Origin of the sequence: Bombiscardovia apis, from assembly GCF_033095945.1 — a bacterium.
Lineage (GTDB): Bacteria > Actinomycetota > Actinomycetes > Actinomycetales > Bifidobacteriaceae > Bombiscardovia > Bombiscardovia apis.
Genome location: NZ_AP026800.1, coordinates 941,500 through 965,323 on the forward strand (window position 1 = coordinate 941,500; position 23,824 = coordinate 965,323).

Genomic DNA, 23,824 nt, shown 5'->3' on the forward strand with positions numbered 1-23,824 from the left:
ATGGCAGGCAGTATGGAAGCCGACAATACCATGGAAGTTAGTGCTCCTACAGCCGAGCGTATGCGGCACATCGGATCTGCGCTTGCCAGCGTCGTGCAGGGAGGAGACGTACTGGTCTTGTCCGGGCCTTTAGGAGCCGGCAAAACCACTTTGTCACAGGGCTTGGGCAAGGGTTTGGCAGTAGATGGGCCCATCGTGTCTCCAACCTTTACCATCGCCCGCGAATTGCAAGGCAGGGGTGCAGACGGAAAACCCTTGCGGCTGGTCCACGTCGACGCCTATCGCCTAGGCTCTGTCGAATATGAGCCAGGGCAGGCAAGCGTGGGTAGGCTCCTCGACGAGCTTGAATCCCTAGGACTCGATGAAGCCCTAGAAGACCCGGGTGAGCATACGGTGGTCCTGATGGAATGGGGCCAGCAGATGGCCTCAGCTTTTGCCCAAGAACGTTTAGAAGTCACCATAGATAGAAGCGTGAGCCTAGGAGATGATTCAGCTTCCCTGTCTGCAAGCGAGCTCAGCAGTCAGGGGCAGCGGATAGTGACAATCCATGCGGTAGGCTCTTCTTGGATACCAAGGATGGAGCGCTTAAGGAAGGCGATATCACATGAACACTCACAGTGAGCACCAGGCCGGCGGCAGTCAGCAAGGCCGCACGCTCCTTATCGACACCTCTTACGGGCTCACTGTTGCCCTCGACCATGCGCCGGTCATCACCGAGCAGGATTCTCGCCAGCATGTAGAACTGCTCCAGCCCAGCATTCAACGGCTCCTCACCGAAGCCGCAATCGAAGCAAGCAGCATCTCCACCGTCATCGTTGGAGTTGGTCCAGCACCATTTACGGGATTACGTACCGGCATCGTGGCAGCTAAAGCACTCGCTTTCGCAACCGGGGCGCAACTGATTGGGCAAGACATTTTGAGTGCTCAAGCAGCCTGGTCATATAAGTGTTTCGAAGAGGCAGCAGTACAAGAACGCGCCTCAACCAAGACTGCTCAACGGCTGACCTTGGCAGTCAATGATGCTCGCCGCCGCCAGCTTTACTTCCAACTCTTCGAAGAAGGTGGGCAGGAGGAAACTAAGGCAGGAGCGCGCCCCCTAACCGAGATGGATATTGACTATCCAGACCACATCGCAGAACGAATTAATCAAGCTTGCTCCCAATGGCAGGAGCAGCATCTAGGCCTCGACTATCAACTCGTAGTCACCGGGCGGGGAGTTGAAAAATACGCAGAGAGTTGGAAACAATTGGACTGCCCCGCCCTCATTCAAGAAGACTCGCTCCTGGACCACGGCGAGCAAGGCGTCCAATGCTTTATTGATTGCGCTCGTTCAAACCGCGATGGGCGCTCCGTAGAACCCCTATACTTGCGTCGGCCCGACGTTTCTGTGCCCAATCCGCGCAAACATGTGGTGAGCGCCTGATGCTACGAGAGGTAGAACTCGCAGATGTGGACGCGCTCGCTGACTTAGAGCGAGAAGTTTTTGCAGCAGATGCATGGACGCCAGGAATGCTGCGGCAAGAATTACAAGCTCCGGCACGCACCTATCTGGCCGACGAATTTCAAGGGCAAATCCGTGCTTATGCAGGCTTTTGGTACGACGGTGAAGACGCAGAACTCATGACAATAGGGGTGCTTGAGCAATACCGGCAGCAAGCTTTGGGCTCGACTCTGCTTACAGCGCTCATAGCACGCGCCAAAAACCAAGGAGCCCGGCGCATGCTACTCGAAGTACGCGTTGACAACGAGCCGGCTATAGCAATGTATACCAGGTTCGGCTTTGAGCGATTAGGATTGCGCAAACGCTACTATCAGCCAGAGGGAATCGACGCCTACACGATGGCACTTCAACTCAGCGACTAGACAACTGAACGAGAGTGGTAACTTGCTACCACAACTGCCGGGTGAAGAGCGAGATGATCGTTTTGTATGATGAAGAAAGAGGATTCGATAATGAGTGCACCAGTAGTTCTAGGTATTGAATCAACCTGCGATGAAACCGCAGCCGCTGTCGTATGCGGTCATAGCCTCATTTCCAACGTCGTAGCGTCCTCTATGAACGAGCACGCCCGATACGGGGGAGTTATCCCAGAAATCGCCTCAAGGGCCCATGCTGAGGCTTTCGTGCCGGTAGTCTCGCAGGCGCTCGCCGATGCCAACATGGATATAGCAGACGTTGATGCTATTGCCGTTTCGGCTGGCCCCGGTCTGGCTGGCTGCCTGGCGGTAGGCGTTTCGGGAGCTAAGTCCTTGGCCTTGGCGGCCAACAAGCCCATATATGGCATCAACCACGTTATCGGTCACATCGCCGTTACTCAGCTCCAGTTCGGCGCCTTCCCGCAAGATACTTTGGCGCTCATCGTCTCTGGAGGCCACACGTCTTTGCTGCACGTGCAAGATGTGGCCCGCAAGATCGATGTTGTCGGCACAACTTTAGACGATGCAGCAGGGGAGTGCTTCGATAAAATCGCGCGCATTCTCGGCTTCCCCTACCCGGGCGGTCCTCATATTGATAAACACGCTCAGGCCGGAGACCCTCACGCTATTCGTGTGCCGCAAGGGCTGACTCAGGGCAAGGCGGGGGCCCAGCATCCTTACGACTTCAGCTTCTCAGGAGTCAAGACTGCGGTAGCTCGCTGGGTTGAGGGGTTGCAGGCTCAGGGCCAGCCCGTTCCTGTTGATGATGTCTGCGCATCCTTGGCTGATTCGGTTGCCTCAGTTCTGACTAATAAGGCTATGGCGGCATGTGATTTATACGGTTCAAGCACTCTGATTGTGGGCGGCGGCTTTACGGCCAACTCTCAGCTGCGCGACAAGCTAGTCGCTACGGGCAAGGAGCGCGGAATCGAAGTGCGCATACCCCAGCGCCAACTCTGCACCGACAATGGCGCAATGGTAGCTATGCTGGGCTCCAACCTAGTAGAGGCAGGAGTGCGCCCCTCAGCCCTAGACTTCCCCATCAACTCCGCCATGCCACTCTCCCAGATATGCATGTAATACTGTTATTATTTGCTTCCTATATTTCTTGGTAATATCAACGTTTTCCTTAAGTTTCATGAGTGTTTGTAATTCACTACAGAAGATGAGTTGTTAAAAAGAGCTTTATAGTATAAAGTACTTTAGTGAGGGGTATAAAGTGTAACGTTTCTTACAAACGACAAGAGAAGGGAACTCGCATAATGGCGCATCATGAACAGGCAGCACAAACAAGCAATATACTTGCAGACTCGGAGGCTATCGAAGATCCACGGGCTGCCGTGGAACTAATCCGGGCGGACAATACGAGGGTCAGCGCCATGTTTGCAACTGGCACACAGGCCATATACGTGGTTTGGGGGTTAGTTTGGCTTATTGGCTACGCTATCCTAGCGATGTCATCTTGGCAGCAGGGGGAGCCTCAAATGTGGGCATATCTTGTATATGCTTCTGCCTTATTGTGTGGCGTGCTCTTCTCTACCATTTTTGGCATTCGCTCTAGCTCCGGTTGGAGAGGCCAATCTCGGATTAAAGGTGCTGTATACGGATGGTCATGGCTGATCGCTTTCGGGGTTGGTATGACCATTTGCACACAGATGGTGTATCAGTTTAATATCTCCGACGCTCAAGCCGGGCGAGTATATAACTGCGTCGCAGCTTTTATTGTGGGGTTGGAATATATTATGGGCAGTGTGCTGACTGATTTTGATTTGCCTGCTTTCCTTGGCGGTGTCTTTATGCTTCTGCTCAGTGTTTGCATGATACAAGCAACGAGCGGCCGGGGCTATGTCCTCATGGCTGCGCTAGGTGGAGGCTCCTTCCTATTTTTGGCTATGATTACGTATTTGAGTACTAGAAGTTATCGGCAGGCTATGGGGCGTGGAGGTCTGAAATCATGAGCGTGGAACTCGATCCGGTTATCCATGCCACTTCGCGCTTGCGTATCATGACCGTACTAGCTCGCATAGGCTTGGGTGAAGAAATATCTTTTGAGAAATTACGGCAGCTGCTCGATATGACCGCTGGCAACCTTTCTGTGCACTCTGGAAAGTTGGAGCAAGCTGGATACGTAAGTATTAGTAAGACCTTCGAGGGGCGTAAGCCTGCGACCTATCTTACTATTACTGATCAGGGCAGGGCTGCATATCGTAGTTATCTTTCGAATTTGCAAACCCTGCTAGAGGGGGATGAAAATAATGTCTAGCCTTAGCGTTGTTGGCTGCAATAAGGTTACTCGACACGCCAAGTTGCATACATGGTAGGCGCACGCTAACATATATAAATTGTGTTCAGTTGTTACTGACGCGCTGAATTCCCGCGTAGCTCAGTTGGCAGAGCGTTCGACTGTTAATCGAAATGTCGCTGGTTCAAGCCCAGCCGCGGGAGCCACAAATCCAGTACCGTGAGGTGCTGGATTTTTTGTATTATACTCTTCTAATCCAAGATGTGACTTCTATCACTTACCAGATGAAAATTGGGATTTTTAAGGCAAATTGTAATAGGCTCAGTACAGGGCATAGACGTCGTTGAAGATGACGGCTCACGGGCAATAGAGCAGACTGCTATGAAGAGTCTGCCCCCGTTTAGGAGGTAATAGATGGTAAATGCAACAGGTTCCGTAAGTAAAATCAATGCAGGCGATGCAGTTTTGCGCGTACTCGAGCAGTGGGGAGTGCCTCGAATCTATGGCATGCCTGGCGGTTCATTTGATTCGATGATGAATGCAATCCACGACGAGCGCGACCGTATTGACTTTATCCAAGTTCGCCACGAAGAAGGTGGCGCCCTTGCTGCAAGCGCAGAAGCCAAGCTAACCGGCCGTATTGGTGTCTGCTTCGGCTCCTCCGGCCCCGGCGCAGTCCACTTGCTCAATGGCTTGTACGACGCCCGTGAAGACGGTGTGCCATTGCTGGCTTTGGTGGGCGAAGTGCCTCAGCAGTACATGAACATTGACTACTTCCAAGCTATGGACGAGGAGCCCATGTTTGCAGATGTGGCCGTGTACAACCGCACTGCCACGAGCGCTCAGGGACTGCCCGCTTTGGTAGACGAGGCCATCCGCCGAGCGTACAAGTACAACGGTGTTGCTGTTATCACTATCCCTAAAGACTTGGCTTGGGCCGAAATTGATGACCTTCCAGTGGCTACGGCTAAGAACTTCCGCAAGCCGATGCCCATTCCTCCTCACCAGGATTTAATTGAGGAAGCAGTCAAGCTGCTTGAATCGGCAAAGGCACCGCTGCTCTACTTCGGTATGGGCGCCCGCGATACTCACGACGAGCTCATAGAGATGTCGAATACCTTCAAGATGCCGTTGACTTCTACCTTCCCAGCTAAGGGCATTGTAGAAGATGATTTTCCTGCATACTTACAGTCAGCCGGCCGCGTGGCTACCAAGACAGCTACCGAAGCTCAGTACCAGTGCGATGTCATGCTCTGGGTGGGCTCAGACAATCCCTTCGGTTCGCAGTTTGTAGCTCCGTATACCAAGGTCATTCAGATTGATAATGACGGCGCCAAGTTGGGCAAGCGATTCCAACCGGAGGTTTCGGTAGCTATTCAGGCCGATGCCAAGTTGGCTTTGCGCGCTATCCTCGATGCTGGTCATGAACAAGAGTCTAAGCCTTACTACCGCGCCTGCATCAAGAGCAAGCAAAACTGGCAGGAGTGGATTGATTCCTTCAATGAAGACGAGAGTACGCCTCTGCGCCCCGAACCTATCTTCCACATCCTCAACGAGCAGCTTGACGACAATGATGTACTGATTCCAGACGTGGGCAATGTGGACATCAACTTCCTGCGCTTGGCTAAGATTAAGCCCAGCAACAAGTGGTGCGTCTCGGGCAAGCATGCAACGATGGGCTTCGCGGTTCCCGCTGCTTTAGCGGCCAAGCTGGAATACCCGGATTCTACCGTGTACTCCTTGAGCGGTGACGGCGGGTTTGCCATGCTTAGCGAGGAGATTCTGGCCCAGCTCAAGTACCATGCACCAGTGATCAACGTTGTCTTCTCCAACGAAACTCTCGGTTTCATTGAGGCTGAGCAGCTCGACGATTCCCATCAGCCGCTTTCGGGCGTTGACCTTCCCGACACTGACTGGGCCAAGGTGGCCGAAGGCTACGGAGCTGTGGGCTTTACCGTGCGTACGCTTGACGATGCGCGCAAGGCTTTCGCAGAGGCCAAAAAGGCTGATAGGGCTTCGGTAATCGACGTTAAGCTCACTCACGAACGCCCGCTCGACACCCGTTACATGCGCTTTGCGGAGACCTGCAAGGATCCCGAACAAGTCAAGGAGTTCCAAGACCGCTTGCAGGCAGGCTCTTTGAAATCGCTGAGCTATTGGATTGCTCAGGAAAGCAAATAGGCTCGTTGGCGTCTAATATTAGAGTAATAGTTAAGTCATAGCACTGAGCCGGTTGGCACGCATATAGAAGCGTATCAACCGGCTTTTTTGCATGCCATTGTGCATAAGTCCCACATTCGACCACATTGACTCTTTGAATATGCTTTTGCGGTCGATACGGCGCAAGATGGGGCATATCAGCATCCAATTCGCGGCATAGGAGGCAAGCATGAATGGCGAGTTTGACCAGAGGAAGCGGCGTAAATGCCAGGAGCTCAAGGAAGAGTACCAAAGCGAGTGTGAAAATTATCATCGCTTAGGATTCTTGCTGTGCTTCTTGCTGGTTATTCTATTTTTACTGCCTGTTCACTCTGCGCAAGCTAATATGGCGAGCCTTGCGGGGGCATCGCCACAAGACTTAGACCAGTCCGGTTCTGCTTCGTGCACACCTGCTTGGAGCTGGCCCGTACTTTCGGAACAAGGCAGCTCTCCCGATCTTATAAGCGGTTTTCGCAACCCACCTCAGCCGTGGATACCTGGACATAGGGGAGTAGATTTTCACGCCAACCCTGGGCAGCCGATTATTGCTCCTCATGCTGGCAGGCTGTCTTTTGCTGGCAAGGTTGGTGGTAAGGATGTAGTCAGCATGCAAATTGGCAAGTACACTACGACATTTGAGCCAGCGGTGAGTATGCAGCCGGTCGGAAGTCAAGTGCAGCGCGGAGAAGCAATAGCGACCGTGTCAGGGGTTTCCGACCATTGTGAGAATCAATGTTTACATTGGGGAGTGAAACTGGCAGCGCGTACCTACGTCAATCCTCTAAACCAAGTTCATCCCCACCGCATAGTACTCAAACCATAAAAGACGATTAGAGACCAGCATCGGCAGGCTTAACATAGCCGGTGTCAATGAGAGAGCTCTTCAAATTGCTGGCCGAAATTGCGATGAGTGGCTTACTGAGCGTGGTGATTTTACGGCCATGCAGTTCGCTTTCGCTAACATCTGCCTGTGCTTTGACGCTGCTACCTGCGTTAAGCTCTTGACAGCTCAGGGCCAGACTGTGTGCCAGTCCCTGCCGGTCCTCAATTCCCGTCATCCACTGGCGGCCGTCAACGATTTGCGGAAGAGTATCGGTGTAGGCACCGTATCCAGTCACAATAGGCCAATGCGTATAGGTCTGAGCTTTATTGTCGCTGTTAGCGCCAGTCTTGCCCTCTGCGCTCGGCGCTCCGGGCTCTGTATCGGCAGTTGTATCCGAATCCGCACTGTTTGACTGCGGTTGCGGCACCGGTCGGCGCTGTACATCTTTTTTGCCGGTCATACTGCTCACGATGCCGCTGATTGAAATCTCCGGATTAACATCTGCTGAGGAGCCAGTGTATCCCATATCGCCGAGGGCACCGACGACACCGGAAGCTATGAAATCGTTCATAGCAATGACGCCGTCAACACGGGGCAGTCCATTCTCTGAAGCGTCAGCCTTGCTGTAGCGCAACCGGCGAGTAAGTTCGTCGGAAGTGGCAGAAGTATTGTTGCCTGGGGCGAAGGTGAGCGTCTCCCAATCTTGCTCGCCGCTCTTGCTGCTGAGCAGTCCGGAGGGGCTGAGCGCGCGCCCATCAAGGAAGTATGGAGCCAGCACTTGCCAGATTCCCTTAAAGGCTGACTGTGCAAAATCGTCGTGGATGCTTTCTGCATTGTCGTCTTGTGTTTGGTCAGAAGAGTGTTCTTTGGGCAGGAGTACTTCGATATAGCGCGGATTGGCCTTGCTGGCCTTGTCGAGTTCTAACTTATTGACTACTTGCTGGGCCTGCATGCGGCCAATCTGCTCAGCATTCGACATGTCAACAAATAAGTCTGGCTGTAGATCGCTTATATCGTTGGAGAGAATGACGACATGCATACCGCTTTCTTTCGCCAATTGTAAAGACGACACTAAGCGTTGATAAGAGTGGGTTTGGTCGTTGGAATCTTCTCGGTCAGAACTTTCCTCACCCAAGTTGCGTGCATTCTTGCTATCGGCACTATCGGAGGCGCTACTGTCGGCAGAGGGTGAACTGTCGGACTGGGGCTGTTGCATAACATGGCCTACATAGTCACCATACTGGCGGGTAAGTGACTGCGATTGAGCTACTGGAGCTACTACCAAAGTTGTAGGAGTTTGGGGCTGTTCGCCTTTCTCGGTTTGCTTGGGCTTGAGTTCGGAGACGACGTAGTCCTGCACTGCTTGGCTCTGCTTATCGAGGCTTTTATCAGTGGTGCTAGAGATGTTCTTCTTCGTGAAGCCTTGTTGTATCAAAGCCTGTTCGAGCTCTGGTATAAAAACCGCCCACTTATTGATGGGCGTGTGCTGAGAGATCGTAATGCCATCAGCTGGAGTAAAAATAGCAACTTTACCGGTTACTACCTGGGCTGGAGCCGCGGGACTGGTGCTAGGAGCTGTAGGCTGACTGGACTGAGCAGGGGAGCAGCCTGCAAGTGCTAAGGTCACAACAAGAATCACTCCCACCGCTATCTGTCGGGCAGGCATCCACTTGTTCAGCTTCACTTATCGCTCCTCTTTGCTGTGTAAGCTCTGCGGTCTGTTCAACGCGCTGGCAAGCTTTCATTGTAGAGCTTTGCGTGCACATATACACAGACAGGTTACGACAAGTATGCCAAAAATTGGCCTTGATTGATACTGAAAGGAAGCATAAAGCCAGCTTAATGTTTCTAGAGCGAGACTATGGAGGTATAGTGGTGGGCCAATCAACAGCATTTCAGCCTACGTTATTCGACGGTTTAGAAAGAGGATATCAACCATCGCCTCATGCTGAGAGCAAACAACTTACAGCCTGGTCCTCTTCGTCTGTGGTAAGCCGAGAGACCACTATTCCGCTAGGAATGAGTAATTGGCGGGTGCCTGTCCACTATGTTGATACGAGTTTAGTGTTCAGTGAAGCTAGCGAAGAAGAGGTCAATAGTCAGGCCAGCTATGTGTGTTCACTCTCTTGCAAAGCCTTTGACATTATTCGCGGGCATTTCCCCCTTCAAAGTCTGCAAGGCCAATTAACCCCGGTGTGTTTGGAGCGCTTGGGCGTTTTTGCTCAGATTCTCAGCTCAGCCCCTATTGGTGTTCTCAAACAGCCGGATGCAAGCCTGTCTTACCCTCCGGTGGTACCTACCAAAGTCGAATTGTATGTACTTAACGCCTGCACGATGGAAGCTCTAGTGTTTTTGGTTGTGATGGGGCAGAGCTACCAAGCTAATCTACGTTTGGAACTTTGGGGCACCCGTTGGCTGTGTACACTCCTTGATTTGGGCTAGAACATGCCATTGACTGGCCCAGCTCATATAGTTAGAGTATGTTGCGTGAATACACAGTCGAGAACATGCACCCGACGACCGATACAGACACTATCTACTCCTTGTTGGCTAACCGCACCGAGCGCGATCCTCAAGATTTGATCGCCCAGTGGATGGATCCAACAACAAAGTCTTGGCATGATGTCAGCGCTGGGCAGATGCTTGAGCGTGTGCGCCAGGTTGCTAAGGGCTTGATGGCTTTGGGCGTGCGTAAGGGCAGTATGGTGGTTATCTATTCGGCCACCTGCTACGACTGGGGTGTCACTGACTTTGCTTGCGCTGCCTTGGGTGCCGTGTCAGTGCCTATTTACGAGACTGATTCCAGCAAGCAGGCCGAGACCATTGTCGAAGATGTCAACTGCGTTATTGCTTTCGCTGGCGATGCCGAGCATGCACAAACTCTTGAACAAATTCGCGAGAAGCACTCAGACATCAAGTATGTCTTTAACTTCGAGGCCGAGGGTCTGAACGCAGTATGTGATTTCGGGCAAGCTATTAGTGACGAAGAGCTTGATGAGGCCATAAGCCAAGTTAGCGCCGACGATCTAGCTACAATCGTATACACGTCTGGTTCTACCGGCAAACCCAAGGGCGTGATGCTTTCCAGCCGCAACTTTACTCATATTGTGTTCGCTGGCTGGGAGGTGCTCTACCATATGCTGGCAGCCCCGACTCGCCTTATGCTCTTCCTTCCCTTGGCTCATTGCTTTGCTCGCTACATCCAATATGTGGCGATTGGAGCCCAGGGTGTGGTTGGTTACGTTTCTAGTACCAAGCATCTCTTGGCAGACTTGCGCTCTTTCAAACCCACCTACCTGCTGGCTGTGCCGCGCGTATTTGAAAAGGTTTACAATGCTGCTTCGCAGAAGGCCGGAGCTGGAGTTTCGGGCCGTGTATTCGCAGGTGCTTACCAGCATTTTGTCCAGTGGTCCATCGACGAGCAGGAGGGCCGTGGGCATTCGCTAGCCGCTCGTATGAAGCACTCATTCTATATGAACGCAGTTGGTAAGACCGTTCAGTCCGCACTGGGCAACAACTTGAGCTTCTTGGCTTGCGGCGGCGCTCCTATGAACGCTGAATTGGCTCACTTCTTCAACGGTATCGATGGCATTACGTTCATTCAGGGTTATGGCATGACCGAAACCGCTGCTCCCTGCTGCGTGAACTTTGAAGACGCTAACGAAGTTGGCTCCGTAGGTCGCCCCGGCCCCGGCATCACTGTTCGCCTCAGCGATGACGACGAACTTCTTGTCAAGAGCCCCAGTGTTTTCATGGGCTATTTTAAGAACAAAGAACTCGATGCTACTGTTCTTGACAAAGATGGCTGGTTGCATACCGGCGATTTGGCGCGGATTGACGACAATGGTTTTGTATTTATCACCGGGCGTAAAAAAGACATCATCATCACTGCCGGCGGCAAGAACGTCTCTCCAGCGCCGATGGAAGAGACCATCAGTACTTGCCCTATCGTTTCTCAGACAGTAGTAGTGGGAGACGGCAGGCCATTTATCGGCGCTCTGGTGACTTTAGATGAAGAGATGCTCGGCTCTTGGCTCAGTGCTCAGCACCTCGATACGAGCATGTCTATCGAACAGGCGGCCCAGAATGATGCGGTGCGTGCTTTCGTCCAGCAGTATGTAGATTCGGCCAATAGCGATGTATCTCGGGCAGAGTCAGTGCGCAAGTTCATCATCTTAGACCGTGATTTCAATGAAGCTGATGGCACGTTGACACCTAGCATGAAGGTGGTGCGCCCCAAGGTTATCGACAAGTATGCAGACTTGATTGATCACGTCTTGTATGCCCCCAAGCCTAGCGGCCTCAAGCCTGCTGCCGGTGGGGTTAAGTTGCGGGTAAAGACTCCCGAGTCAGTTGCCCCATACTTAGACAAAGCCAAGTCGAGTGTCAGCGATTCTTTGGCTAGCGTCTCTGAAAAGTTGCGAGAGGCCAAGCTGAGTGATCAAGAGCGCGAGAATGACTCAACGCAAGACGACGATCAGCTAGACCAGACAGATGACAAGAGCGAAGGCAAGGAGTAAGCAGGCGTGGCGATTCGTCAAATACGTGTAGTTCCTGATCCAGTTTTACGAACCCCTTGTGATCCCGTTCGCGACATAACCCCAGCTGTGCGCCAACTCATTACCGACTTGTTGGAAACGGTTGACGATCCAGGCAGGGCTGGTTTGTCTGCAAATCAAATAGGAGTCAGCCTGCGAGCTTTTTCCTACAATATTGGTGGCAAACTCGGCTATGTGATTAACCCAGTGCTGGTCGAGACTTCCGGCGAGCAATACAGCGAAGAAGGGTGCTTGTCTGTACCTAACCAGTGGTATCCCACTCGTCGGGCCGAATATGCCAAGGTGCGAGGCATTAACTTAGAGGGTCAGGAGATTACCCTAGAAGGCAAGGGCCTTATGGGGCGCATGCTCCAGCATGAATGCGACCATTTGGATGGCCATGTGTACTTGGACCGTTTGGAAAAAGATGTACGTAAGCAGGCTATGCGGCAGTTGAGGGCACAGCACTAACAGTATCTTTAATAAGGTCCGCTCATTTTCTCGCAGCTCACTATCTATGCTGCAAGAAAATGAGCGGACCTTATGCTATTGTCATTCATGCATGCCATATATGTCTTTCGAGCTGTCACGGGTAAGAGAGGCGAGCAGTACCTAACTTAACCCGGCATGCAAATACGCGTCATGTCCGCGATGCTCTGTGTCGGTCGGCTTCACTTGAAGCTGTATGCAGGTGCACATGACCAGGCAATAACCGACAAGAAAGGTAAGTACTATGGCACAGATTACGATGAGCGAGATGCTGAAGGCTGGCGTCCACTTCGGTCACCAGACCCGCCGCTGGAACCCCAAGATGAAGCAATACATCTTGATGGAGCGCAACGGCATCCACATTATTGATCTGTTCAAGAGCCTCGGGATGATTGACCAGGCCTATGACTTCATCAAGCAGACGGTAGCCCACAACGGCACTATTCTCTTCGTTGGTACGAAGAAGCAGGCCCAGGAAGCTATCAAGACGCAGGCTACCCGTGTCAATATGCCCTACGTGTGCGAGCGTTGGTTGGGCGGTATGCTCACCAACTTCCAGACCGTGACCAAGCGCGTTGACCGTCTCAAAGAGCTCGAAGAGATGGACTTCTCCGATGTTCGCGGTTCCGGGTACACCAAGAAGGAGCTCCTGCTCCTGAGCCGTGAAAAGGACAAGTTGGAGCGTCAGCTTGGCGGTATTCGCAACATGAACCGCACCCCTTCGGCTCTGTTCGTGGTTGACATCAACAAAGAAGCTTTGGCAGTAGAAGAAGCACGCAAGTTGCAGATTCCTGTTATCGCCTTGGTTGATACCAACACCGATCCTGAGAAGGTTACCTATCCAATCCCAGCCAACGACGACGCTATTCGCGGCGTTGACCTGCTCACTAGCCTGATGGCTGATGCAGTGGCAGAAGGTCTGCTGGAGCGCTCCAACAAGGCTGTTAAGGCCGAGGAGACCGGCGACCAGCCGATGGCTGAGTGGGAGAAGGACCTCCTGGCTCAGAAGGACGAGAGCGCTTCCCAGAGCGGCGCTGAGTCCACTGAGGCTAGCAAGGAAGCAGCTCCTGCTGAACAGGCTCAGCAGAGCGAAGCCAAGTAAGGTTGAGATGTCTCTGGGGGCGGAAATCTCCGCCCCCAGTTGCTAATTAGAGGAGATAAGATGGCAACAATCACTGCTGCACTTATTAAGGAGCTGCGCGACCAGACCGGTGCCGGCATGATGGATGTAAAAAAGGCACTCACCGAGGCTGACGGCGACATCGAGCGCGCCAAGGAGATCATCCGTACCACTGGTATTCAGGCTGCTGGTGCCCGCGAGGGCCGTAAGGCTCAAGAAGGCCTCATCGCTTCTACTGTTGTAGAGGGTGGCGCTGGCCAGATTGGCTACGCCGTAGAGCTGAATTCCGAGACCGATTTCGTTGCTAAGACCCCTCAGTTCGTAGAGCTGGGCGAGGAAGTAGTAGCCGACGTTGCTAAGGCCGGTGCTACAACTGCTGAGGAAGCTGAGCAAGCTCAGTCTAAGGCTGGCACTGTGCACGAGACCGTCGAAGAAGCTGCTGCTCTCTTCCACGAGCACGTGAAGGTAGGCCAGTTCGCTAAGGTTGAAGGCCCTTGCGTAGAGGTGTACGCTCACCGCAAGTCCGTGGAGATGCCTCCGTCGATCGTTGCTGTTGTAGCAACTGATGAGGCTGGTGCTTCCGTAGCTCACGAGGCTGCTCTGCAGATTTCTGCTATGGGTCCCCAGTGGCTCAAGCGCGAAGATGTTCCTGCTGAGGTAGTCGAGTCCGAGCGTCGTGTGGCTACTGAAAAGTCACAAGCTGAGGGCAAGCCCGAGCAGATTATCCCCAAGATTGTGGAAGGCCGCATGAACGCTTTCTACAAGGAGAACGTCTTGCTCGAACAGCAGTACGTCAAGGATCCGTCCAAGACTGTAGGCGACCTCTTCAAGCAGGCTGGCGGCCAGATTCTGGCTTTCGCTCGTCTCGAGGTCGGCAAGGGCGAAGAGTAAATAACTACTTTTGCTCATAACTAGGGCCGCTTTTCCTGTACGGGGAAAGCGGCCCTAGTACGTTTTATGCGCAGGGCTTTCTTGTCTCAGTTCGAGGTTAGTCTGGTCTTTGGGTTGCTGTGAGTAGTAGCGCTTCCCGCCCTAGGTAAGAAAGGCATCTAATGACCTGCTCTGAGGTACGTGACGATCAACCTAATACACCGCGTAGAGTATTGCTGAAACTCTCAGGAGAAGCCTTTGGAGGCGGTGCTGTCGGTATTGATGTCAAGGTGGTCCAGCGTATTGCTCAAGAAATTGTAGTTGCCGTACAAAATGGTGTACAGGTGGCTATCGTGGTCGGCGGCGGTAATTTCTTCAGAGGAGCGGAGCTGAGCCAAGCTGGAATTGAGCGTTCTCGTGGCGATTACATGGGTATGTTGGGCACCGTTATGAACTGCCTAGCACTGCAAGACTTTCTCGAACAGGCTGGCCAAGCTACCCGCGTTCAAACTGCTATCACTATGGGCCAAGTAGCTGAGCCTTACATTCCATTGAAAGCCATTCGGCACTTGGAAAAGGGGAGAGTTGTTATTTTTGGCGCCGGCGCTGGTTTACCCTATTTTTCTACCGATACTGTTTCTATCCAGCGAGCACTAGAGATACACTGCGTAGAAGTCCTTATGGGTAAAAATGGTGTAGACGGTATTTACACCGCGGATCCGCGCAAAGATCCGCAGGCCTCTATGTTCACTCGCTTGAGCTACAACAGAGCCTTGGTCGACAATTTAGCTGTTATGGATGCTTCGGCTCTTTCTATGGCGAGAGACAACGCTATGCCCATCCGCGTGTTTGGACTTGAAGGCGCTGGAAACGTAACCCGTACCCTTCAGGGCGAAGAGTTAGGCACGGTGGTGTGCGCGCAAGAATCTGTTACCCGCTAAAGTCAGTAAAAGACAGTACATAAACGATAACAAGGAGTATTCTCATGGCAAGTGTAGTAGATCAAGCCAAAACGCAGATGGAAAAGACCTTAGAATCAACAAAGGAAAACTTTTCCGGTATTCGTACTGGTAGGGCTAACCCCTCATTTTTGAACGACATCGTAGTTGATTACTACGGCGCGCCAACCCCCATTAAGGCACTGGCTTCTATCTCAGTGCCGGAACCGCGTACTTTGGCTGTTACCCCCTTCGATATTTCTCAAGCGGCAGCAGTGGAAAAAGCGATTCGCGACTCAGACTTGGGGGTCAACCCCAGTCGTGACGGTAATGTCATTCGTGTCACTATGCCTGAGCTTACTGAGGAGCGGCGCAAGGATTACGTTAAACTCGCCAAGACCAAGGCTGAAGACGGTAAGGTGGCCCTGCGCAACATTCGTCGTAAGACTAAGGAAGGTATTGAGGCGAACGTCAAAGACGGCGAACTCAGCGAAGATGAGGGTGATCGTTTGCAGAAGGATTTGGATGCACTCACCAAACAAATGAGTACTCAAATTGACCAGTTGCTTGAGAGCAAACAAAAGGAAATTCTCGAAGTCTGATTTTGTCTTCACCCACGGGGTGTAACGCCGCAGATGATTACAGAGGAGACCATGAAGCAGCCGCAGCAAGACCAGACTAGTCCAACGCTTGATACCATCAACACACGCACCGGGCGTAACATGCCTCAGGCAATTGCTACTGGAGTTCTGCTGGTGGTGGTGATTTTGGGCTGCCTGTTGGTTAAACCTGATGCATTTATGCTGCTTATTGTCTGCTTTATGTCTCTGGGGTTGTGGGAGCTTAGGGTCGATTTTGCTACAGCAGGCTTAGATATTCCGATACTAGCTTTATGGGTGTGTTCGGCAGGCACAATATTGGCCATGTTTTATGGACGAGATCACGTGTTATGGATGGTAGCTGGTGTCTTCCTTACAGCTGTAATTGTTACTATCTGCGCGAGTTTCCAACATAGAGGCAGTAGACGGTTGGAACGCGCTGTAGCAAGCAAACTCAATTTTGCTGATAGTCTTCCCAACCAGAGTGAATCCGGCAGCATCACCGAGGGTAATCCTCCTGTAGTGCGTGTGAACAGCCGCTATGCTAATGTGTCTGTTTCCTTGCTGACGGTTGTGTACATCACTTTTTTGGCTAACTTGATAGTTTTGCCTACGACGTTTGGCGGTCATCCAGTTGCACACGGCCTTATTTCTGTGTTTTTGCCAGCGGTAAGCGATATTGGTGGGCTTGCTTTCGGAGCTTGGCTGGGTAAGCACAAGCTCTCACCTCGTATCTCTCCTAAAAAGTCAGTGGAAGGCCTTTTGGGTTCGATGGGTTTGTGCATCATTGCTGCTGGAGCTATTTTTGCTTGCACATATCCACGTCAGGAGTGGGCACAGATTTGGTGGGTGGCAGTGCTGCTCGGCGCTATGGTAGGAATTACCGGTACTTTTGGAGATTTATCAGCCTCGCTCATTAAACGAGATTTAGGTATTAAAGACATGGGGCACTTGTTGAAGGGCCACGGGGGAGTACTCGACAGAGTTGATTCCATCCTGATGTCAGCTCCCTTCATTGCAGGGCTTTTGTGGGTCACCGGTTTGTGAGACGCACACTAGCAAAAGTGAAAACACAATAACGTAATACCACCCACAGTTGCAGCAGAAAGAGAGCGCATGTCGGCAGCCGATCTTGTAGAACAACCAGAAACCGGGATCACTCCGGGAGTTGAAAAGGGTGGTTTCCGTGATGTTTTAGCACCTGATCATGCTCGCAGAGGCAAACCACCCCTGCACTTCGTTGATATGAGTCATGCTGAGCGCATCACCAGCGTTCAAGCCTTAGGTCTGCCTAAGTTCCGTGTACAGCAGTTGGCTAATCATTATTTCAACCACCTCAGCACTGATTCTCGTACCTACAGCGATTTCCCTGCTGCTAAGCGTGAAGAAGCTGCGCAACAATTTTTCCCTAACCTCATTACCGAGGTGACTCGTCAGGTAGCCGATAACGGCACTACGATAAAAACTTTATGGGAGCTCTTCGACGGGTCTCGTATTGAGTCGGTACTTATGCGTTACACGAAGCGTACCACTCTGTGCATTTCTAGTCAGGTTGGCTGTGGCATGGGTTGCCCCTTCTGCGCTACTGGGCAGCTCGGACTGACGAGAAACATGTCAACAGGCGAAATTCTGGAGCAGGTGCGCGCCGCTGCAGTCATGATGCGCGACGGGCAGGTGGCTGGTGGACCGGGAAGGCTTTCAAATGTGGTCTTCATGGGCATGGGTGAGCCGATGGGCAACTATAAGTCTGTCTTGGCGGCAGTGCGTCAGATGAGCGAGCTTCCTCCTGCCGGCTTTGGAATTTCTGCCCGAAGCATCACTATTTCCACTGTGGGAGTCGTTCCTGGTATCCGAAAGCTTACACAAGAGGGATTGCCGGTACGTCTGGCGGTCTCACTTCATGCTCCCAGCGACAAACTACGCGATGAACTGGTGCCTATGAACCGACGTTTCAATACCACTCAGGTGCTTGATGCAGCTCATGATTACTATTTGTCAAGTAAACGTAGAGTGAGTATTGAATATGCGCTCATGCGGGGTATCAATGACCAAGCTGAGCATGCCCAACTCCTAGCCAAGCGCCTCAATCATTATGGCGACAACTGGGTGCATGTGAACCCGATTCCGCTTAATCCCATTGAAGGATCTCGCTGGACGGCCTCAAAGCCCGAAGACGAGCAGCAATTCCTTGAGATTCTGCATCGAGCCGGTATCACCGCGACGCTGCGCGACACCCGCGGTTCCGACATTGATGGCGCCTGCGGTCAGCTGGCAGCGAAAATGACGAAGCAGGCTTAACGCGTTCGATGCGCGCAATCGTGTATTTGGCCGTATTATAGGAGCATGATGACCTACGCATACATACCCTCGCCACCGATTTCCACCTTCTCCATCGGTTCCTTCCCCATACACATCTACGCGCTCACGATGCTTGCAGCAATCGCCGTCGCAGCTTGGATGACTGCCGTGCGTTGGAAAAGGCAGGGGGGTAGTTACGAGCAAATTCTAGACATCACTATTTGCGCAGTGCCGGCGGGAATCATCGGAGCTAGGCTCTACCATGTTGCTACAACTCCTGAACGTTTCTTTGGGTCAAACGGCAATTTTTGGAACATTTTTAATCTGCGTCAAGGTGGCTTAGGTATTTGGGGCGCGGTACTTTTGGGTGGTCTTGCAGCATGGGCATGGTGCCGTCATAAGCATTACCCAGCAGCCATTCTCGGCGATGCTGTAGCCCCATCTTTACTCGTTGCTCAAGCAATTGGTCGCTTGGGAAATTGGTTTAATCAGGAGCTCTATGGTTCGCCCACTACCTTGCCTTGGGGGCTGAAACTCAACCAGACCGGTAGCGCACTTGGTGCCAAAGAGCAGTGCTACGATGGAGCAACTTGCCCAACGGGCACCCTTTTCCACCCAACTTTTTTGTATGAGATGATTTGGAATCTTATTGGTGCGGCTCTCCTAATTTGGCTGGGACGAAAGACAATCAACAAGCTCAAAGCTGGGTCGCTCTTTACTATATATATCATGTGGTACACAGCTGGTCGCACCTGGATTGAAGCCCTACGTATCGATTTCGCCCACGAGTTCTTGGGTGTGCGTATTAACGTGTGGGTTTCTATTATTGTCTTCCTTGTGGGAGCCTTCGCTTTTATCTTGGTCAACCGTTACGGCAAGAGCATTACCCTCCTATCCGAAAAGTTACGAACGATTACCGAACTCGAGCAGCGTCAGTCCGTCTCGCAGACCTCATAGAATGGAAGTTATGAATATTCAGATAGCACCAAGTATCCTGTCAGCCGACTTCGCCAACCTTGAGCGCGACCTGAACGCTATTTCCAGCGCAGACATGGTCCACGTTGACGTTATGGATCATCACTTTGTACCCAACCTTACCTTGGGCGAGCCTATCGTTAAGCGTATTTGCGAGGTGACTGATCTTCCGGTTGACGTCCATCTGATGATTGAAGATCCCGACCGCTGGGCGCCTGAATTCGCGAAGCTAGGTGTAGATTCGGTCACCTTCCACATGGGTGCCACACATGCCCCTGTACGCTTGGCCAGGCAGCTACGCGATATGGGTGTCAAGGCATCCTTTGCCGTGCGCCCTGCCGAGTCAGTAGAGCCTCTGTTCGACATTCTTGACGAGTTCGACATGGTGCTGGTCATGACGGTGGAGCCTGGCTTTGGCGGGCAAAAATTCCTTGATAACCAAATGGGTAAAGTACGCCGTCTGCGCGACCAAATCACAGCCCGTGGTCTAAATACGCGCATCCAGGTCGACGGTGGTGTCAGTGCCCAAACGGCTCACATCGTGGCCGAGGCTGGCGCAGATGTACTCGTCGCTGGATCTGCAGTGTATGGCGCAGATAATCCCAACCAGGCCATAGATGACATCCGTCAAGCTGCACAAGCAGCCTTCCGCGCTTAATCTGGCTGGTGAAGACGATGTTAAACCGACCACTTGCGAGACTGTTATGACTCACCCCATCATTGAGAGGTTTTCTCGCAGCAAGTACTCGCCTGACCCGCGAGATGTGATTTGGACAGTGCCCAATGTCATTTCCTTGCTGCGTATCCTCTCAATTCCGGTGATTGCCTATCTCGTGGCGCGTCGGCATTTGATTATTGCCTTAGTTGTCTTGCTTATTTCAGCGATTTCTGACGGCGTAGACGGCATTATCGCACGCAGATTCAACCAAGTCTCTAAGCTGGGGCAGATACTCGACCCTATAGCCGACCGCCTGCTCATTTTGAGCAGTGTGCTAGCACTCAGCATTGCTAATATTCTTCCTTGGTGGCTCTTGGTCTTGGTTGGCTTACGTGATGTACTAATGGGTATCTTGGTGCTGTGTCTAGCCCAGCATGACTACGGACCGCTTCCCGTACACTTCGCTGGTAAAACTGGCACAGCTGTTCTTATGCTGGCGATTCCTGCTCTTATTCTGGCTGATGCTTGGCATTCGCCCTTCTTCCAGGTACTCCACTTGATTGCTTTAGGAGCTGTAATTTGGGGAGTGGGCTTGTACTGGCTAGCCGGGTGCTTCTATGCTCAGCAAGGCATCGCGCTCATGAGGCAGGATGCCCGCCAATGAGTGAATCCAGTCCGCAGCCAGGTTCGTTCCCCGTTCCGGTGGAGCGCGCTCTGATACATCGGCGGGCTGTCTTTTCAGAACATACTGCGGGTTTGGGCAGCCACTATGCTAAAGACGAGAATGAACAGGTGCATTCTTCTGGCCGCCGTAGACAGGTATACGACGAGTCCTTGCGACTAATCGACGACCTTACGAATCGTCCAGTTGATCCCCTCTTCGAAGATGCTAGACTGATTCCTCACAGCCAGCGTTCGGCTCTTGCTGTTTGGACCAACCGTATCATTGTCTTTGTAATCTGCGTGGCTGTGGGGCTAGGCGTGGCATCAATTGTTCAGGTCCTCCACAAAGATCCACGGCAGAAGGTGCGTGAAAAGCTGATTGCGCAAATACAGACCACCAATCAGCGCTCAGACAGTTTACAAGGTCAAGTCAGTCAACTCCACGGAGAGATTGACCGGCTCACCGACCAAGTTGGTGCCAATACTGCCGGGAAAAATGCCTCTGACAACGACATTTTGAACGGCACGGTGGCCGTCCACGGACCCGGTATCAAGCTTACGATAACCAACCCAATTGTGAGCAAAGAAAGCAAAGATAAGAGCGAGCAATCTCGGGTAATTACTGACTCCGACTTGCAATGGTTTACGACTCAGCTGTGGTCAGCGGGTGCTGAAGCTATATCGATCAATGGAAAACGTATTGGTACTCAGACTTCAATTCGGCTGGCAGGGCAAACTGTTCTTGTAGGGACAGACTCGGTTCAAAGCCCTTATCAGATTGAAGCAATTGGAGACAGACAGCGCTTGAGCGATCATTTTGCCCAAGCTGATCAGCGCGATTATCTCAAGCAGTTGCGCGGAGTCAACATCACCTTGCAGATTTCATCTGCCAAAGATATTACACTGAAAGCAGCGGGGAATTCAGATTTATCGTATGCGAAGAGGAGCAAGTAGGCATGGCGGCTATATTAGGGCTAATCGTTGGGGTTATCGCCGGCATTTTTCTCCAACCAGATATTCCGGTTGCTCTTCAGCCTTATCTACCAATCATGGTTGTCGCAGCTTTAGACGCGCTCTTGGGGGCTGCTCGTTCCTATTTTGAACGCTCATTTTCCGATCGCGTCTTTGTGATTTCTTTTTTCTCTAACGTCATTACTGCCACCCTTCTGGTTTTCTTAGGCAATCAGCTGGGTGTGGGGTCCCAGCTTTCAACGGCCGTGATCGTGGTCTTGGGCATCCGAATATTCTCAAACGTGTCCTCTCTGCGACGATTCATCTTTAAGGGCTGATGCCAATGCCTTGGATTAAGAAGTTACACACTGATGCCGGTGATGAGCCGGTTCGCATTCCTCCGAAGGCCAAAGGTCGCATTCACGGTGGGGGAGATGACACTACTACCGGCTCATTCCCTGTAGTTCGGCGTAAGCCCGGACATGTGCTGGACGCACGTTTTAGCAGGGTTAAGGTGCTCACCAGCTTGTTGGTTGCTTTCTTGACAGCTTTGCTGGGCTTTGGCTATATGGTGCAGGTCAACAATACCAAGTCCTCCTACGAAGGTTTGAGCGAGGAAGAACTGGTACGCTTACTTGATGAAACTAGCACTCAGGTAGATAAGCTCGAAGAGCGTAAAAGTCAGCTGAGTCAGCAGCTCAGTTCCATTAAATCTTCTGCTGATAAACAACAGGAGGCTGCGCGTATTGCCCAGCAGAATGAGCAGAGTTCAGGGATTTTAGCAGGCCATTTGCCAGCCAAGGGCAAGGGTGTCACTATTACTATCGATGAAAGCGGCGATAGAATTGACGCTGCTACCATGTTCACAGTTATCGAAGAGCTGAGAAACGCCGGAGCAGAGGTGATTGCCTGCAACGATGTTCGTGTAGTGACATCAACCTATGTTAAAGATACGAAACAAGGTATTGACTTAGACGGAAGTAAGCTTCATTCTCCCTACGAATTCAACGCAATCGGAGACCCGGATGCCCTCCAGAATGCAGTACAAATCGCCGGGGGAGTGGGTTCTCGAATCAAGGTTCAATTCCACGCTTCTGTATCAGTTCAGCAGTCAAACAGTGTCAAAATTGACCAGATTCGTCTTCCTCAGCACTATCAGTACGCACAGACTGTAGAATAGGGCTTATGACAGAACCGATTCCTACCGCAGGTGAAACGACCATCATTGGCATGCCTGCTTTGCATATACCTGTAACTGCTACTGGAGATCGCCCACTGACGCAAGACGATTTGGACACTATCTCAGGACTGGCGCCAGGAACAGCGCTTCTCATTTCAACTAGGGGAGCGGTTTCTGGCTCTCGCTACTTGCTTGACGAAGATGAAGTCAGCGTGGGCAGGGATCCACAAGCGGACATCTTGCTTGATGATTCGACTGTGTCTCGCACACACGCGCTTTTTACCCGCCAAGGTGAGAACTATAGTGTGCGGGATTCGGGAAGTCTAAATGGTACTTATGTCAATCGACAGCGTGTAGACGAAGCTGATTTGCACAACGGTGACGAGATTATGATAGGGAAGTTCCGGTTAGTGTATTTCAACAGCTCAGCCTTGGCCCAAGTCTCTTCAGAATAAACATTGTTGTAATTTCTCTGTTGTCATTTGTAGTCGTTTGACGAGGATTGTCGAGCCCAAAGCCTGACATACTGGAATAGTCGTACACTGAGTACTAGAACGAACATAACAGAGCAAGTTAGACACAGAAGGGAACACGTCGATGGCTCTATCAAGCTCTCAAGACCTGCATTCGTCATTGTCAGCCTTGGGGCAGGCTGCGCAAGACAAGAACTCACAATACGCAGTTCAAGGACAGCTATTCTCCATGTCGGGAGATGAAAAGGTCACTAGGGGATACCGCGGTTCGGTAGCCTCTGAAGTTGCTGGTATCACATACCGACAGCTCGATTATTGGGCTCGCAAACAGATCATGGAGCCGTCCATCACACAATCACACGGCTCTGGTTCACGGCGTCTGTATTCTTTTAAAGACATCGTTATTTTGGCTGTATTAAAGCATCTGCTAGATATCGGCGTAAACCTGCCTAATGCTACTGCGGCAGTTGATTTCTTGACGCAGAAGTCGGTTGCACAGTTGGAAACTGTGACTATCGTGTGCGATGGCGACCAGGTGATTGACTGTCAGAGTTCTGATCAGCTCTTTGAAATTATGACTTCGGGCAAGGCTGTTTTTGCTATGGCGGTGGCCAGCATTTGGCAGCAGGTCCAGATGGATTTGGCTGAGGAAGATTACGTGGATCTCGACGAAGAGTCTGAGTTCTGGGGTAAGCTGCGTCGACCGCTGGAGGAGATGGCGATTGAGCGCCTGCGTCAGCGTATTGAGCGTCAGCAGGTTGAACACCGTGAGTTTGCATCAATGCACTTCGCATAAGCATTTGGTTGAGCACAAAAGCGCACACGCATCTTGCGGTGCGCTTTTGCATATCTGGCGTAAGATTGTGCCGAGCTCATGTGTACAGGATTGAT

The 23,824-nt window shown here is 51.9% G+C and carries 26 protein-coding genes and 1 tRNA gene; 26 read left to right on the forward strand and 1 reads right to left on the reverse strand.

Annotated features, from left to right (window positions below; all coding sequences use genetic code 11):
• The 9 genes from tsaE to R8377_RS03630 all read left to right on the forward strand — a co-directional run bounded on the left by tsaE (position 1) and on the right by R8377_RS03630 (position 7,181).
• Positions 1-621, forward strand: a complete 621-nt coding sequence (gene tsaE, locus R8377_RS03590; protein WP_317643609.1) for a tRNA (adenosine(37)-N6)-threonylcarbamoyltransferase complex ATPase subunit type 1 TsaE — start codon at positions 1-3, stop codon at positions 619-621.
• Complete coding sequence (gene tsaB, locus R8377_RS03595) at positions 605-1,423, forward strand: tRNA (adenosine(37)-N6)-threonylcarbamoyltransferase complex dimerization subunit type 1 TsaB (RefSeq protein WP_317643610.1); 819 nt, start codon at positions 605-607, stop codon at positions 1,421-1,423. The genes tsaE and tsaB overlap by 17 nt, the downstream gene beginning before the upstream one ends.
• The gene (gene rimI, locus R8377_RS03600) at positions 1,423-1,863 is read left to right on the forward strand and encodes a ribosomal protein S18-alanine N-acetyltransferase (RefSeq protein WP_317643611.1); all 441 of its coding nucleotides are present in this window, start codon (positions 1,423-1,425) and stop codon (positions 1,861-1,863) included. Before tsaB ends, rimI begins: the two co-directional genes overlap by 1 nt.
• A 90-nt stretch (positions 1,864-1,953) precedes the next feature.
• Positions 1,954-2,997: a tRNA (adenosine(37)-N6)-threonylcarbamoyltransferase complex transferase subunit TsaD gene (gene tsaD, locus R8377_RS03605; RefSeq protein WP_317643612.1), complete on the forward strand. Its 1,044-nt coding sequence runs from the start codon at positions 1,954-1,956 to the stop codon at positions 2,995-2,997.
• A gap of 182 nt (positions 2,998-3,179) precedes the next feature.
• The gene (locus tag R8377_RS03610) at positions 3,180-3,875 is read left to right on the forward strand and encodes a hypothetical protein (RefSeq protein ID WP_317643613.1); all 696 of its coding nucleotides are present in this window, start codon (positions 3,180-3,182) and stop codon (positions 3,873-3,875) included.
• The gene (locus R8377_RS03615) at positions 3,872-4,180 is read left to right on the forward strand and encodes a transcriptional regulator (protein ID WP_317643614.1); all 309 of its coding nucleotides are present in this window, start codon (positions 3,872-3,874) and stop codon (positions 4,178-4,180) included. Before R8377_RS03610 ends, R8377_RS03615 begins: the two co-directional genes overlap by 4 nt.
• A 109-nt stretch (positions 4,181-4,289) precedes the next feature.
• Positions 4,290-4,365 (forward strand) — tRNA-Asn (locus R8377_RS03620).
• A gap of 208 nt (positions 4,366-4,573) precedes the next feature.
• A complete protein-coding gene (gene spxB, locus R8377_RS03625) occupies positions 4,574-6,340 on the forward strand; it encodes a pyruvate oxidase (protein ID WP_317643615.1) in 1,767 nt (588 codons plus the stop codon).
• Positions 6,341-6,548: 208 nt separating this feature from the next.
• The gene (locus tag R8377_RS03630) at positions 6,549-7,181 is read left to right on the forward strand and encodes a M23 family metallopeptidase (RefSeq protein ID WP_317643616.1); all 633 of its coding nucleotides are present in this window, start codon (positions 6,549-6,551) and stop codon (positions 7,179-7,181) included.
• Between the two features lie 7 nt (positions 7,182-7,188).
• Here the strand turns inward: R8377_RS03630 and R8377_RS03635 are convergent, their stop codons facing one another.
• Positions 7,189-8,865, reverse strand: a complete 1,677-nt coding sequence (locus R8377_RS03635; RefSeq protein ID WP_317643617.1) for a type 1 periplasmic-binding domain-containing protein — start codon at positions 8,863-8,865, stop codon at positions 7,189-7,191.
• A gap of 335 nt (positions 8,866-9,200) precedes the next feature.
• On the opposite strand from R8377_RS03635, the gene R8377_RS03640 reads away from it, so the two are divergent.
• From R8377_RS03640 to R8377_RS03720, 17 genes are all read left to right on the forward strand, one after another.
• A complete protein-coding gene (locus R8377_RS03640; RefSeq protein WP_317643618.1) occupies positions 9,201-9,623 on the forward strand; it encodes an Rv3235 family protein in 423 nt (140 codons plus the stop codon).
• Positions 9,624-9,661: 38 nt separating this feature from the next.
• Positions 9,662-11,701, forward strand: coding sequence for an AMP-dependent synthetase/ligase (locus tag R8377_RS03645; RefSeq protein ID WP_317643619.1), 2,040 nt, complete (start codon positions 9,662-9,664; stop codon positions 11,699-11,701).
• Between the two features lie 6 nt (positions 11,702-11,707).
• The gene (gene def / locus R8377_RS03650) at positions 11,708-12,190 is read left to right on the forward strand and encodes a peptide deformylase (protein ID WP_317643620.1); all 483 of its coding nucleotides are present in this window, start codon (positions 11,708-11,710) and stop codon (positions 12,188-12,190) included.
• 262 nt (positions 12,191-12,452) lie between these two features.
• Positions 12,453-13,310 (forward strand): 30S ribosomal protein S2, encoded by an 858-nt coding sequence (gene rpsB, locus R8377_RS03655; RefSeq protein WP_317643621.1) that lies wholly within the window; start codon positions 12,453-12,455, stop codon positions 13,308-13,310.
• Positions 13,311-13,370: 60 nt separating this feature from the next.
• Positions 13,371-14,219, forward strand: coding sequence for a translation elongation factor Ts (gene tsf / locus R8377_RS03660; protein ID WP_317643622.1), 849 nt, complete (start codon positions 13,371-13,373; stop codon positions 14,217-14,219).
• Positions 14,220-14,380: 161 nt separating this feature from the next.
• Entirely contained in the window at positions 14,381-15,139 is a 759-nt protein-coding gene (gene pyrH, locus R8377_RS03665; protein WP_317643624.1) for a UMP kinase, read from the forward strand.
• 44 nt (positions 15,140-15,183) lie between these two features.
• Entirely contained in the window at positions 15,184-15,738 is a 555-nt protein-coding gene (gene frr, locus R8377_RS03670; protein WP_317643625.1) for a ribosome recycling factor, read from the forward strand.
• Between the two features lie 33 nt (positions 15,739-15,771).
• The gene (locus R8377_RS03675; RefSeq protein ID WP_425605026.1) at positions 15,772-16,782 is read left to right on the forward strand and encodes a phosphatidate cytidylyltransferase; all 1,011 of its coding nucleotides are present in this window, start codon (positions 15,772-15,774) and stop codon (positions 16,780-16,782) included.
• Positions 16,783-16,851: 69 nt separating this feature from the next.
• Entirely contained in the window at positions 16,852-18,033 is a 1,182-nt protein-coding gene (rlmN, locus tag R8377_RS03680) for a dual-specificity RNA methyltransferase RlmN (RefSeq protein ID WP_317643626.1), read from the forward strand.
• A gap of 48 nt (positions 18,034-18,081) precedes the next feature.
• Positions 18,082-18,990, forward strand: a complete 909-nt coding sequence (lgt, locus tag R8377_RS03685; protein ID WP_317643690.1) for a prolipoprotein diacylglyceryl transferase — start codon at positions 18,082-18,084, stop codon at positions 18,988-18,990.
• Between the two features lie 10 nt (positions 18,991-19,000).
• Positions 19,001-19,666: a ribulose-phosphate 3-epimerase gene (gene rpe, locus R8377_RS03690; protein ID WP_317643627.1), complete on the forward strand. Its 666-nt coding sequence runs from the start codon at positions 19,001-19,003 to the stop codon at positions 19,664-19,666.
• A gap of 46 nt (positions 19,667-19,712) precedes the next feature.
• Positions 19,713-20,330, forward strand: a complete 618-nt coding sequence (locus R8377_RS03695) for a CDP-alcohol phosphatidyltransferase family protein (RefSeq protein ID WP_317643691.1) — start codon at positions 19,713-19,715, stop codon at positions 20,328-20,330.
• Positions 20,327-21,283, forward strand: a complete 957-nt coding sequence (locus R8377_RS03700; RefSeq protein ID WP_317643628.1) for a DUF881 domain-containing protein — start codon at positions 20,327-20,329, stop codon at positions 21,281-21,283. Before R8377_RS03695 ends, R8377_RS03700 begins: the two co-directional genes overlap by 4 nt.
• A 2-nt stretch (positions 21,284-21,285) precedes the next feature.
• Complete coding sequence (locus R8377_RS03705; protein WP_317643629.1) at positions 21,286-21,618, forward strand: small basic family protein; 333 nt, start codon at positions 21,286-21,288, stop codon at positions 21,616-21,618.
• 5 nt (positions 21,619-21,623) lie between these two features.
• Positions 21,624-22,460, forward strand: a complete 837-nt coding sequence (locus R8377_RS03710) for a DUF881 domain-containing protein (RefSeq protein WP_317643630.1) — start codon at positions 21,624-21,626, stop codon at positions 22,458-22,460.
• A gap of 5 nt (positions 22,461-22,465) precedes the next feature.
• On the forward strand, positions 22,466-22,915 hold the full coding sequence (locus R8377_RS03715) for an FHA domain-containing protein (RefSeq protein WP_317643631.1): 450 nt from the start codon (positions 22,466-22,468) through the stop codon (positions 22,913-22,915).
• Positions 22,916-23,057: 142 nt separating this feature from the next.
• The gene (locus tag R8377_RS03720) at positions 23,058-23,729 is read left to right on the forward strand and encodes a MerR family transcriptional regulator (protein ID WP_425605027.1); all 672 of its coding nucleotides are present in this window, start codon (positions 23,058-23,060) and stop codon (positions 23,727-23,729) included.
• Positions 23,730-23,824 lie beyond the last annotated feature (95 nt).